At 73.1% G+C, this 15,837-nt stretch carries 12 protein-coding genes and 1 pseudogene; 7 read left to right on the top strand and 6 right to left on the bottom strand.

The features are described 5' to 3' along the window. The first annotated feature begins 14 nt into the window (after nt 1-14). A complete protein-coding gene (locus SRB17_RS20610) occupies nt 15-308 on the top strand; it encodes a hypothetical protein (RefSeq protein ID WP_194294069.1) in 294 nt (97 codons plus the stop codon). A gap of 19 nt (nt 309-327) precedes the next feature. Beyond that, a complete protein-coding gene (locus SRB17_RS20605) occupies nt 328-3,474 on the top strand; it encodes an ATP-binding protein (protein ID WP_323375999.1) in 3,147 nt (1,048 codons plus the stop codon). 43 nt (nt 3,475-3,517) lie between these two features. Here the strand turns inward: SRB17_RS20605 and SRB17_RS20600 are convergent, their stop codons facing one another. Together SRB17_RS20600 and SRB17_RS20595 are read right to left on the bottom strand one after the other, a co-directional pair. Continuing rightward, the gene (locus SRB17_RS20600; protein ID WP_153540708.1) at nt 3,518-4,312 is read right to left on the bottom strand and encodes an ABC transporter permease; all 795 of its coding nucleotides are present in this window, start codon (nt 4,310-4,312) and stop codon (nt 3,518-3,520) included. Then, nucleotides 4,309-5,325, bottom strand: coding sequence for an ATP-binding cassette domain-containing protein (locus SRB17_RS20595; protein ID WP_153540706.1), 1,017 nt, complete (start codon nt 5,323-5,325; stop codon nt 4,309-4,311). Before SRB17_RS20595 ends, SRB17_RS20600 begins: the two co-directional genes overlap by 4 nt. Before the next feature lie 159 nt (nt 5,326-5,484). Here SRB17_RS20595 and SRB17_RS20590 point away from each other — a divergent pair, with 159 nt between their 5' ends. Both SRB17_RS20590 and SRB17_RS20585 read left to right on the top strand, forming a co-directional pair. After that, the gene (locus SRB17_RS20590) at nt 5,485-7,533 is read left to right on the top strand and encodes an NAD(+) synthase (RefSeq protein WP_153540704.1); all 2,049 of its coding nucleotides are present in this window, start codon (nt 5,485-5,487) and stop codon (nt 7,531-7,533) included. A gap of 13 nt (nt 7,534-7,546) precedes the next feature. Beyond that, entirely contained in the window at nt 7,547-8,104 is a 558-nt protein-coding gene (locus SRB17_RS20585) for an NUDIX hydrolase (protein ID WP_153540702.1), read from the top strand. Nucleotides 8,105-8,120: 16 nt separating this feature from the next. Here SRB17_RS20585 and SRB17_RS46425 read toward each other — a convergent pair. The 3 genes and pseudogenes from SRB17_RS46425 to SRB17_RS20570 form a co-directional block, all read right to left on the bottom strand. Continuing rightward, a pseudogene (locus SRB17_RS46425) lies at nt 8,121-8,428 on the bottom strand (dihydrofolate reductase family protein); the annotation flags it as partial. 12 nt (nt 8,429-8,440) lie between these two features. Continuing rightward, nucleotides 8,441-9,169 (bottom strand): TIGR03943 family putative permease subunit, encoded by a 729-nt coding sequence (locus tag SRB17_RS20575; RefSeq protein ID WP_323375998.1) that lies wholly within the window; start codon nt 9,167-9,169, stop codon nt 8,441-8,443. Next, nucleotides 9,166-10,185 (bottom strand): permease, encoded by a 1,020-nt coding sequence (locus SRB17_RS20570; RefSeq protein WP_323375997.1) that lies wholly within the window; start codon nt 10,183-10,185, stop codon nt 9,166-9,168. The genes SRB17_RS20575 and SRB17_RS20570 overlap by 4 nt, the downstream gene beginning before the upstream one ends. 162 nt (nt 10,186-10,347) lie before the next feature. On the opposite strand from SRB17_RS20570, the gene SRB17_RS20565 reads away from it, so the two are divergent. Continuing rightward, nucleotides 10,348-12,180 (top strand): NAD-binding protein, encoded by a 1,833-nt coding sequence (locus SRB17_RS20565; RefSeq protein ID WP_153540699.1) that lies wholly within the window; start codon nt 10,348-10,350, stop codon nt 12,178-12,180. A 48-nt stretch (nt 12,181-12,228) separates the two neighbouring features. On the opposite strand, the gene SRB17_RS20560 is transcribed toward SRB17_RS20565, so the two are convergent. Then, nucleotides 12,229-14,043, bottom strand: coding sequence for a prolyl oligopeptidase family serine peptidase (locus SRB17_RS20560; protein WP_153540697.1), 1,815 nt, complete (start codon nt 14,041-14,043; stop codon nt 12,229-12,231). Nucleotides 14,044-14,126: 83 nt separating this feature from the next. On the opposite strand from SRB17_RS20560, the gene SRB17_RS20555 reads away from it, so the two are divergent. Together SRB17_RS20555 and SRB17_RS20550 are read left to right on the top strand one after the other, a co-directional pair. After that, nucleotides 14,127-14,969, top strand: coding sequence for a class I SAM-dependent methyltransferase (locus SRB17_RS20555; RefSeq protein WP_228396145.1), 843 nt, complete (start codon nt 14,127-14,129; stop codon nt 14,967-14,969). Nucleotides 14,970-15,016: 47 nt separating this feature from the next. Beyond that, nucleotides 15,017-15,805: an SURF1 family protein gene (locus SRB17_RS20550; protein WP_323375996.1), complete on the top strand. Its 789-nt coding sequence runs from the start codon at nt 15,017-15,019 to the stop codon at nt 15,803-15,805. The last annotated feature ends 32 nt before the right edge of the window (nt 15,806-15,837 follow it).

Below are 15,837 nucleotides of genomic sequence, written 5' to 3'. Positions count from 1 at the left end.
CGTGTGTGGTGGTGGTGTCGAATCTTCACCGCACGGAGGCCTTCGCCGGCCGGCTCGCCGTCGGCACGCCCTGGCACAAGCGCCGGGTCCGTACGGACGCGCTGGTCTCCGTACGGCAGTACGACGGCGTCTCCTGCCACCTGGTCCTGCGGGACACCCACGGCCACCGCCTGGAACTCGACACCGGCGTCCGCCGCTCCCTGGAACGCGGAACGCTGCCGCGGGGTGCGGACGTCGTGTACCGCCTGGGCCATCGCATCGACGACGAGACCGTGCGGGCGGTGCTCCGGGCTTCGGGGCTCTCGTGACTCTCGCTAACCTGCACGGGTGACCACCGAGTTGACCCTGCTGTCCCGTGTCGCCTGTCGCGGGCGGGAGATCACCGCACCCCGGCTGCGCGGCCTGCTGGCTCTGCTCGCGGAGGATCTCCTGACCGGCTGCGGCACGGGCCGGCTGGTGGAAGGGCTGTGGGGCGAGGAACTGCCCGAGCGGCCCGGCAAGGCGGTGCAGATCCTCGTGTCGCGGCTGCGGGCGCAGCTGGGTGCCGACCTCGTCGTGAGCACGCCGTCCGGCTACCGGCTCGCGCTGGACGAGACGCAGGTCGACAGCTCCGCGCTGCTGCGGCACGAGACCGCGAGCGCCGAGCGTGCGCGGGCCGGGGATCACGCGGGCGCGCTGGCCGAGGCCGAGGCCGGGCTGGCCCTGTGGGACGGGAACATGGGCGCGGGATCCGGAGAGGACCTGCACGACCCGGTGGTGGCGCTGCGCGCCGGGCGGGCCCCGGCCCACCGCGCGCTGGTCCGCTCCCGGGCGCTCGCGCTCGCCCGGCTGGGCCGGCGGGAGGAGGCCGCGGCCCCCCTGGCCGAGCTGGCCGAGGAGCTGGCGCGCGACGAGGAGGTGCTGGCCGAGCTCCTGCGCTGCGAGAGCGCCACCGCCGGCCGGGCCGCCGCGCTGACCCGGTACGACGCCTACCGCCGCAGACTGCGGGACGAGCTGGGGACCGACCCCGGCACCGGACTCAAGGCCGTCTACCAGGACCTGCTGCGCGCGGACGCGGCGCCGGTGCGCCACGGCGTGCCGCACGAGCCCAACCCGCTGCTGGGCCGGGACGCCGACCTCGCGGCCGTGACCGGACTGCTGCGCACGGCCCGGGTGGTCACGGTCGTCGGTCCCGGCGGACTGGGCAAGACCCGGCTCTCCCACGCCGTGAGCCGGGCGGCCGAGCAGCCCGTGGTGCACTTCGTCCCGCTGGCCGGTGTCACCGCCGACGACGACGTGCCCGGTGAGGTGGCCTCCGCGGTCGGCGCCGGGGAGGGCCGGCAGTTCCCCGGCGGCACGGACGTGGTGAGCGGCATCGTCACCGCGCTGGGCGCCGGCCCTGCACTGCTGGTGCTGGACAACTGCGAGCAGGTCATCGCCGGTGCGGCCGCTCTCGCGCAGGCGCTGGTGTCACGCTCGAAGGAACTGCGGATCCTGGCCACCAGCCGGGCCCCGCTGGGACTGAGCTCGGAGTCCGTGTACGCCCTGCCGGAGCTGTCCCAGGCGACCTCGGTGGAACTCTTCACCCAGCGGGCCCGCGCCGCCCGGCCCGGCGTGGAACTGCCCCCGGGCCCGGTCGCCGAGATCTGCCGGCACCTGGACGGACTGCCGCTCGCCGTGGAACTCGCCGCGGCCCGGGTGCGGGTGCTCTCCGTGGCCGACATCTCCAGCCGCCTGCGGGACCGGTTCACCCTGCTGCGCGGCGGCGTCCGCGACGCGCCCGAGCGGCATCGCACGCTGCGTGCCGTGGTCGACTGGAGCTGGAACCTCCTGGAACCCGACGGCCGGGCGGCCTTGCGCGCCCTGTCCGTGTTCCCCGGCGGCTTCACCGAGGACGCGGCGGAGTACGTCCTCGGCGAGACCGAGGACGCGCTGACCCTCCTGGAACAGCTCGCCGGACAGTCCCTGATCAAGGTGGGCGACACCGCCTCGGGGGTGCGCTTCCACATGCTGGAGACGCTCCGCGAGTTCGGCTCCGCCAAGCGTGCCGAGGCCGGCGAGGAGGAGGCGGTCACCGACCGGTTCCTGGCCTGGGCCCGGGACTTCGGCCGCGCCCACCACGACCGGCTGTTCGGCGACGACCCGGTGCCCGCCTGGACCCGCATCCGCGCCGAGCAGGACAACCTCGTCGTCGCCCTGCGGCACGCGCTGGCCCGCGCCGACGGACCCGCCACCGCGGCCGTCACCGCCGTCCTGTCCTCCCTGTGGTCCACCGGCTCCAACTACGCCCGGCTGGCCTCGCTGGCCGCCGACACCGCGGGCCCGCTGTCCCGCTTCCGGCCCGAGGACCCCGAGGACGTGGAACCGGCCCGCAGCGCGGCGGCGGTGTGCGCGGCGAGCCTCTTCATGGGCCACGGACCGCGCGCCGTGCGCCAGTTGGTGACCCTGCGCCGACTGCCGCCCGCCCCGCCGGACACCGTGGTGCGGGCCCTGTCCGTCGTGCTGTGCGCCGTACCGGAGATGCGGCCGCCGGAGTTCGCGCGGCTGCAGCAGCTGTGCGAGGCCGACGAGCCGATGCTGGCGGGTGTCGCCGCGGGCGTCGCCAGCTACGTCTGGGAAGCGGGTCACGACGTGGAGCGGGCGCTGGCGAGCGCCCGCCGGATGGTCGACGCGCTCGCCCCGCTGGACAACCCGGTCATGCACCTGCTCAGCCACGGCCGGGTCAGCGAGCTGTGCCTGCAGACCGAGCGGGGCGCGGAGGCGTACGACCATCTGCGCGCCGCCCTGGGCGCGCTGGACGCGTTCGGCGACGCGTCGGACTCGCTCGGCGTCCGCTGGGGGCTGGTGCTGGCCTGTCTGCACAACGGCGAGATCGAAGAGGCCGAGTACTGGCTGGACCGCGCCGCCCTGGACCAGCCGCCTGAGTGGGACGGGACGTACAGCCCCGACCTGGCGGCCAGGGCGGAGATCGCGCTGGCCCGGGGACTGACCGAGCTCGGGCTCGGGCTGTGGCGCCGGGCGGCGGACCGGGTACGGGAGGTCAGTGCCCGGTACGCCGCCGACGATCCCTTCGTGGACCCGTGGGCGCTGCAACTGCAGGCGGCCGCCGTGGCCGCGCACGCGCTGCACGGCCGGCCGGAGCCGGTCGCCGGACTCACCGAGGAGTTGCGGTCACGGCTGCTCGGGCTGCTGTCCGGCACCCCGTCCGACGGCTCCCCGGTCGACGGGTCCCCGGTCGAACTCCCGGTGTACGGCACGTTGTTGCTGGCTCTCGGGCACGCCCGGCTGGCCCAGGGCGACCCGGCGGCCGTACGACTGGTGGCGCTGGCCGAACGCATGCCGGTGGTACGGGAGTTCCCCACCCTCTCCCTGTCCCGCTGCCGCACAGCGGCCGAGAACGCCGACAGGGCGGCGTACACCGACGCGAGGTCGAGGTACGCCGCCCTGGGGCGGGACGAACTGCGGGCGGAGGCGCTGCGGGAGCTGACGGGCTGACGGGGGCCTCCGCCGCCGGCCCGCAGCCGCCGGCCGGCCGGACTCACCGCTTCGGTTCGCGGTTGAACTGCGCCTTGGACCACAGATAGCCCAGCACCGTCAGCCCCACGCACCACGCCAGAGCCAGCACAGCGTTCTTCGTGCCGATCCCACTGCCCAGCAACAGTCCGCGCAGTGTCTCGATGAAGGGCGAGAACGGCTGGTACTCGGCGAACCAGCGGAACCAGCCCGGCATGGCGTTGACCGGTACGAACGCGCTGGACAGGAACGGCAGCATGACCAGCGGGGTCCCGATGTTGCTGGCCCCCTCGGGGTTGGGGCTCACCAGGCCCATGCCGACCGCGATCCAGGTCAGCGCGAGGCTGACCAGCGCCATCAGTCCGGCCGCCGCGATCCACTCCACCGGCGTCGCGTTCGGCCGGAAACCGATGGCCAGTCCGATACCGAGGACGAGCACCAGAGCCATCAACGTCTTGATCACGCTGCCGATCACGTGGCCGATCAGCACGGAGGCACGGGAGATCGCCATGGTGCGGAACCGGGCCATGATGCCCTCGGTCATGTCCGTGCACACGGACACCGCGGTGCCGAGCGAGGTCATGGCCATGGTCAGGAAGAGAATGCCGGGGACGAGGTAGGCGACGTAGTCGGCCCGGTCCGCGTGGCCGCCGTTGATGCCGGCGCTCATCACGTTGCCGAAGACGTAGACGAACAACAGCAGCAGGATGACCGGGGTGAGCAGGAGGTTCAGGGTGAGGGACGGATAGCGGCGCGCGTGCAGGAGGTTGCGCCGCAGCATGGTGAGGTTGTCGCGGAACGCGTAGCCGGCGGTGCTCATCGGGCGGTCTCCTTGTCGCTGGCCTGGGCGGCCTGAACGGTCTGAGCGGTCTGAGCGGTCTGAGCGGTCTGAGCAGGTACGGAACTGCCGGTCAGGGCGAAGAACACGTCGTCCAGGTCCGGGGTGTGCACGGACAGCTCGTCGGCCTCGATGCCGGCGGCGTCCAGCCAGTCGAGGACGGCACGCAGCTCGCGCTGGCTTCCGTCGCTGGGGATCTGGAGGCTGAGCGCCTCGTCGTCACGGGTGGTCTCGCGCAGCGCGGTCGCCGCCCGCTCGTACGTCACCGGGTCGGTGAACCGCAGCCGCACATGGCCGCCGGGCACGAGCCGCTTGAGCTCGGCGGCGCTGCCCTCGGCGACGATCCGGCCGCCGTTGAGCACCGCGATGCGGTCGGCGAGCTGGTCGGCCTCGTCCAGGTACTGGGTGGTGAGGAAGACGGTCGTACCGCCGGAGACCAGCTCGCGGATGATCTGCCACATGGTGTGGCGGGAACGCGGGTCGAGGCCGGTGGTCGGCTCGTCGAGGAAGATGATCCGCGGGCTGCCGACCAGGGTCATGGCGATGTCGAGGCGGCGCTTCATGCCGCCGGAGTAGGTGGAGGCGGGCTTCTTCGCGGCCTCGACCAGGTCGAAGCGCTCCAGCAGACCGGCGACGACCTGCCGTCCCTCCCGGCGGGAGAGGTGGTGCAGGTCGGCCATCAGCAGCATGTTCTCCTCGCCGGTGATCAGCCCGTCCACGGCGGAGAACTGCCCGGTGACCCCGATGGCCGCCCGGACCGCCTGGGCCTCGGCGGTGAGGTCGTGCCCGGCGATCCTCGCCTGCCCGCCGTCGGCGGAGATCAGCGTGGACAGGATGTTGACCACCGTGGTCTTGCCCGCGCCGTTCGGCCCGAGCAGGGAGAAGATCGTGCCGGCGGGCACCTGGATGTCGATGCCGTCGAGGACGGTCTTGTCCCCGTAGGCCTTGCGCAGCCCGGTGGCCGCGATCGCGAGTTCTTGTCCGGTCGTCGTCATGCCCCAGAGCGTGCCGCCACGGCGGTTCAGAGCGGCTTCAACCGGGTTTCAGGCGGGCGGGAAGGGCCGCGGGACGCTGAAACCCGCAGGTGGGCGGTGAGCGGCGGCCCGGGCTTTAGGCTTCGTCTTGTAGGAAAGCCGCTTCGGAAAGAGGTCCCGTTGAGCTTCTGGTCGATCTACCAGCACGGCTTCGCGCGCGTCGCCGCGTGTACGGGCCACACCGTCATCGCCGACCCGCCCGCCAACGCCGAGGCGGTCCTGCGCCATGCGCGCCGCTGCGCCGAGGAGGGTGTCGCCGTCACCGTCTTCCCGGAGCTGTCCCTGTCCGGGTACGCGATCGACGACCTGCTGCTGCAGGACGCCATGCTGGACGACGTCGAGGCGGCGCTCGCCACGATCGTCGCCGGGTCGGCGGACCTGCTGCCGGTGCTGGTCGTCGGCGCCCCGCTGCGCCACCGCGACGTGCTCTACAACTGCGCGGTGATCGTGCACCGCGGCCGGGTCCTCGGTGTCGTACCGAAGTCGTACCCGCCGAACTACCGGGAGTTCTACGAGCGCCGGCAGATCGCGGGCGGCGACGACCAGCGCGGCGGAACGATCCGGCTCGGCGGGACGGACGTGCCGTTCGGCGTGGACCTGCTGTTCGCGGCCTCGGACGTGCCCGGCCTCGTGCTGCACGCGGAGATCTGCGAGGACATGTGGGTGCCGGTGCCGCCGAGCGCGGAAGCTGCGCTGGCCGGGGCGACCGTCCTCGTCAACCTCTCCGGCAGCCCGATCACGGTCGGCCGGGCCGAGGACCGCAAGCTGCTGTGCCGCTCTGCGTCCTCGCGCTGCCTGGCCGCCTACGTCTACGCGGCGGCCGGCCTCGGCGAGTCGACCACCGACCTGTCCTGGGACGGCCAGACCCTGATCTACGAGAACGGGGAGCTGCTCGCCGAGACCGAGCGCTTCCCGCTCGGCGAGCAGTACGCGGTGGCCGACGTGGACCTCGACCTGCTGCGGCAGGAACGGCAGCGGACGGGCACCTTCGGCGAGAACCGCCGCACCCACGCCGCCCGCACCGGCGACTTCCGGACCGTCTCCTTCGCACTCGCCCCGCCGGCCACGGCCGACCTGGGCCTGCGCCGCCGCGTCGAACGCTTCCCGTTCGTGCCCGCCGACGCCGAGCGCCTCGCCCTGGACTGCTACGAGGCGTACAACATCCAGGTCGCGGGACTGCAGCAGCGCCTCGCCTCGATCGGCGGCCCCAAGGTCGTCATCGGCGTCTCCGGCGGCCTGGACTCCACCCACGCGCTGATCGTCGCCGCCCGGGCGATGGACCGCGCCGGCCGCCCGCGCAGCGACATCCTCGCCTTCACCCTGCCCGGCTTCGCCACCAGCGACCACACCAAGGACAACGCCCACCGCCTGATGCGCGCCCTCGGCGTCACCGCGGCCGAACTGGACATCACCCCGACCGCCCGCCTGATGCTGAAGGAGATCGGCCACCCCTTCGCCGCCGGCGAGCCGGTGTACGACGTCACCTTCGAGAACGTCCAGGCGGGCCTGCGCACCGACTACCTGTTCCGCCTCGCCAACCAGCGCGGCGGCATCGTCCTCGGCACCGGCGACCTCTCCGAGCTGGCCCTCGGCTGGTCGACGTACGGCGTCGGCGACCAGATGAGCCACTACAACGTCAACTCCGGCGTCCCGAAGACCCTGATCCAGCACCTCATCCGCTGGGTCGTCGGCAGCGAGCAGTTCGACGAGGAGACCGGCAAGATCCTCACCGCGATCCTCGACACGGAGATCAGCCCCGAACTCGTGCCCGGCGAGGAGATGCAGTCCACCGAGTCGAAGATCGGCCCGTACGCGCTGCACGACTTCACCCTCTTCCACGTGCTGCGTTACGGCTTCCGCCCCTCCAAGATCGCCTTCCTCGCCTGGCACGCCTGGCACGACAAGGAGAACGGCGCCTGGCCCCCCGGCTTCCCGGAGGCCGAGCGCGGCACCTACGACCTCGCGCAGATCCGCCACTGGCTGGAGGTCTTCATCCGCCGCTTCTTCGCCTTCTCCCAGTTCAAACGCTCGGCCATGCCGAACGGCCCGAAGGTCTCCGCGGGCGGCTCCCTCTCCCCGCGCGGCGACTGGCGCGCCCCGTCGGACGGAACGGCGCAGGCATGGCTGCGGGACCTGGAGCGCTTCGACCTCGACGCCGCCGCCCGGTAGGCGGTACGACGACATGAGGTGGACCGTGCACGGTGAGCGCAGCCTTCACGACACCCCCTGGGTGCGGGTGCGCTCGCTCGATGTGGAACAACCGGACGGTACCCGGACCGACTACCACGTCGTCCGGCTGCGGGATGTCGCGGTCGCCGCGGCCGTCGACGACCGGCAGCGCGTCCTGATGATGTGGCGGCACCGCTTCGTCACGGACACCTGGGCCTGGGAGTTGCCCATGGGCCTGGTCGAGGACGACGAGACACCGCAGACCGCTGCCGCCCGCGAGCTGGAGGAGGAGACGGGATGGCGTCCGGGAACCATGCGGGAGCTGATCTACGCGCAGCCTGCGGCGGGGATCACCGATTCCCAGCACTTCGTGTTCCGCGCGGACGGGGCGCGGCGGATCGGCGAACCCACGGAACGCAATGAGTCGGACCGGCTGGAGTGGATTCCGCTGGGCGACCTTCGCGCCATGATCGCCCGACGGGACATCGTCAGCAGCGCGACGCTCGTGGGCGTGATGGCGCTGCTCCTGGACCCGGAGGGCTCTCAGCACGCAACCCGGTGGCGGAGGTAGACGACTCTCGAGCGCCAGCACCGGGTGGACCGAGGGTCGCGCCGCCGATCGCGATGTCACCCTCCCCCGGCTCGGCCCGCAACCGCTCGATACCTTGGGGAACGGCTTCCCGAGCGCGGCCCGCTCGAGCATCGAGTCGTCGAGCGACGGATCCTGGTCGGCGGTCTCCCAGTACAGCATCGTCTCGTACAGCCTTCGTCCGAGCAGGTGGACGCCGACCTGTCGGATCTCGTCGGTGACGAAGCGAAAGGCCTCCTCGTCGGGCGCCGTCCGGTCGAAGCCGCCGTCCGGCCCGACGATGTAGCCGTCGAGCGAGACGCCCATCGAACACGGGCTTCAGTTGTTCCAGGTCTCGTCGTACGGGTCGTGCGGCACCGGGACCGGCCTCGCCGAGGTGACCTTCAGGTACGGGACGGGGCCGTTGTTGACGGGGTCGTGGGCCAAGCGGGGCGTGTACGTGCCGGTCACCTCCAGCCAGGCGTCCGGGCGCAGGACCGGGGGCAGGTCGCCGGTGAGGGCGATCTTGACCGGCTGGGCGTCCGCGGCACAGCAGTTGAGGGCCATCCGGACCAGGTACGGCGCGCCCGCGTGGTCCAGGGCGAGAAACCCGGTGACGCGGACCTGGCGGCCCTGCAGGGTGCGTCCGTGGCCGTAGGCCGCGCGGGAGGCGTAGTCGATCACGGAGAGCGGGGCGGGGTCGGCGGCGGGCAGCCTGCCGTAGGAGTACGGCTTCTGCAGGGCCGTACCGGAGCGCAGGGCGCTGTAGGAGCCGAGGGCGGGCGGGGCGATGAGGATGAGGGCGAGGAGGGGGAGCAACAGCAGCCAGGAGACACGGGGTTCGGGGTGGTGGTGGTCGTGTGCCTCGAGGCCGGGGACGGCGGTCCTGGCGCGCCGGCGCTCGTACCAGACCGTCGCCAGCGCCGCCGCGATCAGGACCGCACCCGAGGCCAGCAGCAGCGGACGCAGGCCCTCCTTGACGTACCGGAGGTAGAGGTCGGTGCTGCCCGCGTGCAGGAGGGCGGCGCCGAGCAGGAACATGACGGCTGCCTGGGCCTGGCGGTTCACAGCAGCACCGTCCCGGTCACGAGCGCACCCGCGATCGCCAGCGCGAAGGTGGCGGGGGCGAAGCGAAGGGCGAAGGTACGGCCGAAGGTGCCGGCCTGCATCGCGAACAGCTTGAGGTCGATCATCGGGCCCACCACCAGGAACACCAGCTTGGCCGTCAGGGAGAACTGGGTGAGGGAGGCCGCGACGAACGCGTCCGCCTCCGAGCAGATGGAGAGGAGTACGGCCAGGACGGCGAGGGCGAGCACGGAGAAGGCGGGGTTTCCGGCCGCCGTGCGCAGCCAGTCCGCCGGGGTCGCCGCCTTCAGCGTGGCCGCGGCCATCGCGCCGAGGACGAGGAAGCCACCCGCGTGCATGGTGTCGTGCCGCACCGAGTTCCAGAACGCCTCCCCCTTGGTCGCGCCCTCGTGCGCGCCGCGGGCCGGCAGGCGCAGCCAGTCGGTGCGGCCCAGCCGCTGCCACAGCCAGCCCATCGCGCACGCCACCAGCAGGCTCGCCAGGAACCGGCCCAGCACCATCTCCGGGTCGCGCGGGAAGGCGACGGCGGTGGCGGTCAGCACGATCGGGTTGATCGCGGGGGCGGAGAGGAGGAAGGCGAGGGCGGCGGCCGGGGTGACGCCCCTGCGGACGAGGGCGCCCGCGACCGGGACCGACGCGCACTCGCAGCCGGGCAGGATCGCGCCCGCGACCCCGGCGACCGGGACGGCCAGGGCGGGGCGGCGCGGGAGGGCGCGGGCGAAGAAGGACGGCGGCACGAACACCGCGATCGCCGCCGACAGCAGCACGCCGAGGACGAGGAAGGGCAGCGCCTGCACGGTCACCGCGACGAACACCGTCATCCAGCTCTGCATCAGCGGGCTGCCGAGGAGCCCCCGGATCGGGGACTGGGCGAGCACCGCGAGGAGCAGAGTCAGCGTCAGCACGAGCGGGGAACTGAGCCTGCGGCTCTCCCGGCCGGGCGGCGCGCCGGCGGGGCCGGCCTCGGCGCCGGGCGGGGCGTCTTCCGTGATGGCCACGTGCGGTTACCTCCGGCTGGCTGTCCTGGTTCGCTCCCTCCCCCTCGGTACGCGGGTTCTCCCCCGGGTGTTCACCTCGTTGCTGGAACCACTCCTCTGCTTGGGGCAGTCTTTTCCCTCGTGGGGAGCGTTCCGTATCAAGGTGGGCCCAGTGCCCCGCACATGGTGGTGTGCGGTGACGACGGTCTCGCGCACCGGCTGGCCGCCGAGTTGCGCGGAGTCTACGGCGAGCAGGTCACCCTCGTGGTACCGCCGAACGAGCGCACCGCCAGGCCTCCGGTGGTCGGACGGGCCCGGTCCGCTTCGGCGGCGCTCTTCGACCGCATGGTCAACGCCGCGGTCGGGCGCGGCCCCACCGGCACCGGAAACGGCACTGGCGTCGGCACCGGCACCGGCACCGGATCCGCACCCACCACGACGGCCACGAGCACCGGCAACGGCGGTGAGGCCGACCGGGTGGTGGAGGCCGTCGAGATCACCGAGTCCGTGCTCGCCCGGGCCGGTGTGGAACGGGCCGCGGCGCTCGCCCTCGTCTTCGACGACGACGAGACCAACATCCGGGCCGCGCTGACCGCCCGCCGGCTCAACCCACGGCTGCGACTCGTCCTCCGCCTCTACAACCGGCGGTTGGGCCAGCACATCGAGGAACTCCTCGACCAGGCCGCCGCATTGGCAACCGGCAACGGCGAGGTCGGCACCGACGCGTCCACCACCGTGCTGTCCGACGCCGACACCGCCGCGCCCGCACTGGCCGCCACAGCCGTCGCCGGCACCAGCAAGGTCGTCCAGACCGAGGGCCTGCTGCTGCGGGCCGTCGAACGGCCGGCGGCCGGCACCGGGCTGTGCACACTCGCCCTGCTCACCCCGCCGGGCACGGATCCCGAGGGCGCGGGGGACCAGGAGCCCCGGCTGCTGCCGGACGACGACGAGGTGGGGCAGGCCGCCGGGCGGGCGGCCGTGGTGCTGGAACAGGTGTCCTCGGCGGGCACCAGGGAGTCGGCCGCGCCCGGCCGGGGCGGGGTCCCGCCGCTCGCCTCGCTGTTCTCCCGGCGGCTGCGCTGGTCGCTGGCGGGCATGGTGGCGTGCGTGGTCGCGCTCGCCGTCGCGCTGTGGGTGGACACGGGGATGCATCCGCTCAGTGCCTTCTATCTGACCTTGCTGGACCTGTTCGCGATCGACAACCCGGCCATCGGCGCCTCCCTGGGCCGGCAGATCCTCCAACTCCTCTCCGGTCTGGTCGGGTTGCTGCTGCTGCCGGTGCTGCTGGCGGCCGTGCTGGAGGCGCTGGGCACCTTCCGCACCGCCTCCGCCCTGCGGAAACCGCCGCGCGGCCTCGGCGGGCACGTGGTGCTGCTCGGGCTCGGGAAGATCGGCACCCGGGTGCTGACCCGGCTGCGCGAGCTGAACATCCCCGTGGTGTGCGTCGAGTCCGACCCGGAGGCGCGGGGACTCGCCACCGCGCGGCGGCTGCGGGTGCCGGTGGTGCTCGGGGACGTCACCCAGGAGGGGGTGCTGGAGGCCGCCAAGATCCACCGGGCGTACGCGCTGCTCGCGGTGACCAGCGCGGACACCACGAACCTGGAGGCCGTGCTGTACGCCCGGAACGTACGGCCCGACCTGCGGGTCGTGCTGCGGCTGTACGACGACGACTTCGCCACCGCGGTGTACCGCACCCTGCGCGCCGCCTACCCGCACGCCCTCACCCGGAGCCGGAGCGTCACGCATCTGGCCGCGCCCGCGTTCGCCGGGGCGATGCTGGGGCGGCAGGTGCTCGGCGCGATCGCGGTCGAGCGGAGGGTGTTGCTGTTCGCCGCGGTGGACGTCTCCGGGCATCCCCAGCTGGAGGGCCGGACGGTACGGGACGCCTTCCGGGCCGGCTCCTGGAGAGTCCTGGCGCTGGAGGGACGCACCGACACGGCACCTGACCACGTACTGGAGAAAGGGGACCGTGTCGTGGTCGCCGCAACCCGCAGAGGCCTGGCGGAGCTGGGCTGACCCAGGGGGCTCCGCCCCCTGGACCCCCGGTGCGGCCCGGAAGGTGCCCTACCCGCCCAAGTGCCGGCGCGCGAAGTCCATCTCCAGTCGCACCTGCTTGATCCGCTCGTCCACCACCAGGGAGCCGTGACCGGCGTCGTAGCGGTAGACCTCGTGGGTCGCGCCTCTCGTCTCCAGGCGCTTGACGTAGTTGTCGATCTGTCGGATCGGGCAGCGCGGGTCGTTGACGCCCGCCGAGATGTAGACCGGGGCCTTGACCGCGTCGACGTAGGTGAGCGGGGACGAGGCCTCGAAGCGCTCGGGGACCTCCTCGGGGGTGCCGCCCAGCAGGGTGCGGTCCATGGCCTTCAGGGCCTCCATCTCGTCGTGGTACGCGGTGACGTAGTCCGCGACGGGCACGACGGCGATGCCCACCGCCCACGCCTCGGGCTGGGTGCCGAGGCCGAGCAGGGTGAGATAGCCGCCCCAGGAGGCGCCGGTGAGGATCAGCCGGGCGGGGTCGGCGAGCCCCGAGGAGACCGCCCAGTCGCGGACCGCGGCCACGTCCTCCAGCTCGATCAGGCCGACCCGGTGCTTGAGGGCGTCGGTCCAGGCGCGGCCGTAGCCGGTGGAGCCGCGGTAGTTGATGCGGATCACCGCGTACCCCTGGTCGACCCAGGCGGCCGGGCCCGCGGCGAAGGAGTCGCTGTCGTGCCAGGTCGGGCCTCCGTGCAGGTCGAAGACCGTCGGCAGGGGGCCGCTCGCGCCGGCCGGCTTCTGGATCAGGGCGTGGATGCGGCCGCCGGGGCCCTCCACCCAGGCGTCCTCCACGCGCACCGACGGCGGGCAGGCCATGCCGGGCGGGTCCAGGACGATGCCGCCGGACGTCGAGCGGACCGCGGGCGGCTCGGCGGCCGACGACCACAGGTACTCCACGCTGCCGTCGGGGCGGGCCGTGTGGCCGGAGACCGTGCCGGGCGGGGTGGGGATGCGGGTCAGCTCGCCGGTCGCCAGGTCGTAGCGGAACAGCTCGCTGCGGGCCTCGAAGCCGTGGGCGATGAGCAGGGCCGAGCCGTCCGGGTACCACTCGGCGCCGACGTCGCCCGGCAGGTCCAGAGCGAGGTCGCTCTCCTCGCCCGTCGCCACGTCCCACACGAGCGGCTCCCAGCGGCCCCGGCGCTGGTGGCCGATGAGCAGCCGGGTGTCGCCGTCGACCGGGGCGAAGCCCAGCACCTCCAGGCCCAGTTCCTCGGTGCCGCCCTTGGTGTCGTCCAGTTCGGCGACCGGCGTGCCGTCCGGGCGGAGCACGCGCAGCGCCGCGTGCATGGCGTCGCCGTGCTCGGTGTGCTCGACGGCGATCAGGGAGCCGTCGTGCGAGAGGTCGCCGACGCCGGCCGACTCGCGGTGCCGGTAGATCTCGACCGGGTCCTCGCCCTCGCGCGCGAGGTGGATCGTCGTACCCTCGTCGTCCGTGGAGCGGCCCACGACCGCCGTACGCCCGTCCCGGGACAGGGCGAGCCCGGCCGGGTAGGACGGATCGAGGCCCGGGACGGCCGGCTCGTCGGCCCCTCCCTCGAAGGGCTGGCGGCGCCAGATGCCGAACTCGTCGCCGTCCTTGTCGTCGAACCACCAGATCCAGGCGCCGTCCGGGGAGAGCGCGCCGTCCGTCGTGCCGTTCGGCCGGTCCGTCGCCTGCCGCTGCCCGCCCGTCGCGCGGTCCCAGGCGTACAGCTCGTACGTGCCCGTCGCGTTCGACACGAACAGGGAGCGGTCCGGCGCGTCCTCCGCCCAGTCGGGCAGGGACACCCGCGGCGCCCGGAAGCGCTTCTCCCAGTCCGGCATGCCGGCCGCGTCCGCCGCGCCCGGCCCTTTGCTCTCACTCATCGCCCCAGTCATGCGCCCATACTGCCTGGCCGCGCCGACAATCGGGTGGCGGGTGTGCCCAGCCTGTGGATAACTTCCCGCCCATGAGCACCCAGGCCGAGCAACACTCCGCCCCCGACGGCTGGCGCGAGGACAACCGGGCCATGTGGGACGAGAGGGTCCCCGTGCATGTCGCCGGTGCGTACTACGACCTCGACGGCTTCCGCGCCCACCCGGACGTGCTGCGGGACTTCGAGACGGCCGAGGTCGGCGACGTCACCGGCAGGACGCTCCTCCACCTGCAGTGCCACATCGGGACCGACACCCTCTCCTGGGCCCACCGGGGCGCCGCCCGCGTCGTCGGCCTGGACTTCTCCGCCCCGGCCGTCGAGGCCGCCCGCTCCCTCGCCGCCGGCCTCGGCCACGGCCCCGGGCGCGCCGCCTTCGTCACCAGCGACGTGTACGACGCGGCCGACGCCGTACCCGAGCCGTCGTACGACATCGTCTACACCGGGCTCGGCGCGCTGTGCTGGCTGCCCGACATCCGCCGCTGGGCGCAGACGGCCGCCTCTCTCGTCGCCCCCGGAGGTTTCCTGTACCTCGCCGAGTTCCACCCGATCACCGAGGCCCTGGACTACGCGACCGGCCTGCGGATCGTGCGCGACTACTTCTCCCGCGACGCCCAGGTCTACGACGAGCCCGGCACCTACGCCGACCCGGGTGCCTTCACCTTCCGCAACCGCAGCGTGCAGTGGCAGCACACCCTCGGCGACGTCGTCTCCGCGCTCGCCGCGACCGGGCTGCGGATCGAGTTCCTGCACGAGCACGACGTCTCACTCTTCCCGGCCTTCGAGAACTTCGAGGTCCGCGACGGCTACCACCGCTTCCCGGCGGACCATCCGCGCATTCCGCTGATCTACTCCCTGAAGGCCACGAAGAGCCGATAGCCGACCCGCGGGCAGGGCCCCGGCGGCGGAGCCGTACCGTGGAGGGCGTGTACCGGTTTCTGCTGACACCCCGCTGGTGGGGGATCAACGTCTTCGTGCTGCTCGCCATCCCGTTCTGCATCTTCATGGGGTCCTGGCAGCTGAGCCGGTTCGAGGGGCGGGTGCACGACAGTCGCGCCGCGACCGAGCAGGCCGCGTCCGACCGGCACGAGACCGCGCGCCCGCTCGCGTCGATGCTGCCCGTCGACAAGGCCACCTCCGGCCGCCGTGTCACGGCTACCGGGCACTACGGCACTCAGCTGCTCGTGCCCGGTCGCCGGCTGGACGGCAAGAACGGCTTCTACGTCCTCACCCTGCTGCGCACCGACTCCGGCAAGGCCCTGCCGGTGGTACGGGGCTGGCTGCCGGGCACGGCGGACACGGCGAAGGCGCCCGCGCCGCCGAGCGGTGAGGTCACCGTCACCGGTGCGCTGCAGGCGTCCGAGACGCCCGGGGACGACGGGGTCAGCGCGGCCGGCGGACTGCCGGCCGGACAGACCGCGGCGATCAGCTCGGCATCGCTGGTCAACCTGGTGCCGTACCGCCTGTACGACGCCTGGGTCACCCTCGACAAGGCCGATGCCGGGATGAAGGCCGTGCCCGCGACGGCGCCGGACGGCACCGGGCTGGATCTGAAGGCGTTCCAGAACCTCGGCTACACCGGCGAGTGGTTCGTCTTCGCCGGCTTCGTGGTGTTCATGTGGTTCCGGCTGGTACGACGAGAGGCCGAAACCGCGCGGGACGCTGCGCTGGGCCTGGTGCCGGAGGAGACACCGGAGCCGGTGACCAGTAGCTGACCGGCACGGACCGTTTTCGGGCGCGGGCCGGT

The sequence above is a fragment of the Streptomyces sp. RB17 genome (assembly GCF_009604455.1).
In the GTDB taxonomy this organism is placed as follows: Bacteria; Actinomycetota; Actinomycetes; order Streptomycetales; family Streptomycetaceae; genus Streptomyces.
Note: the sequence above shows the minus strand (reverse complement) of the source record. Positions and strands in the feature narration are given on the sequence as shown.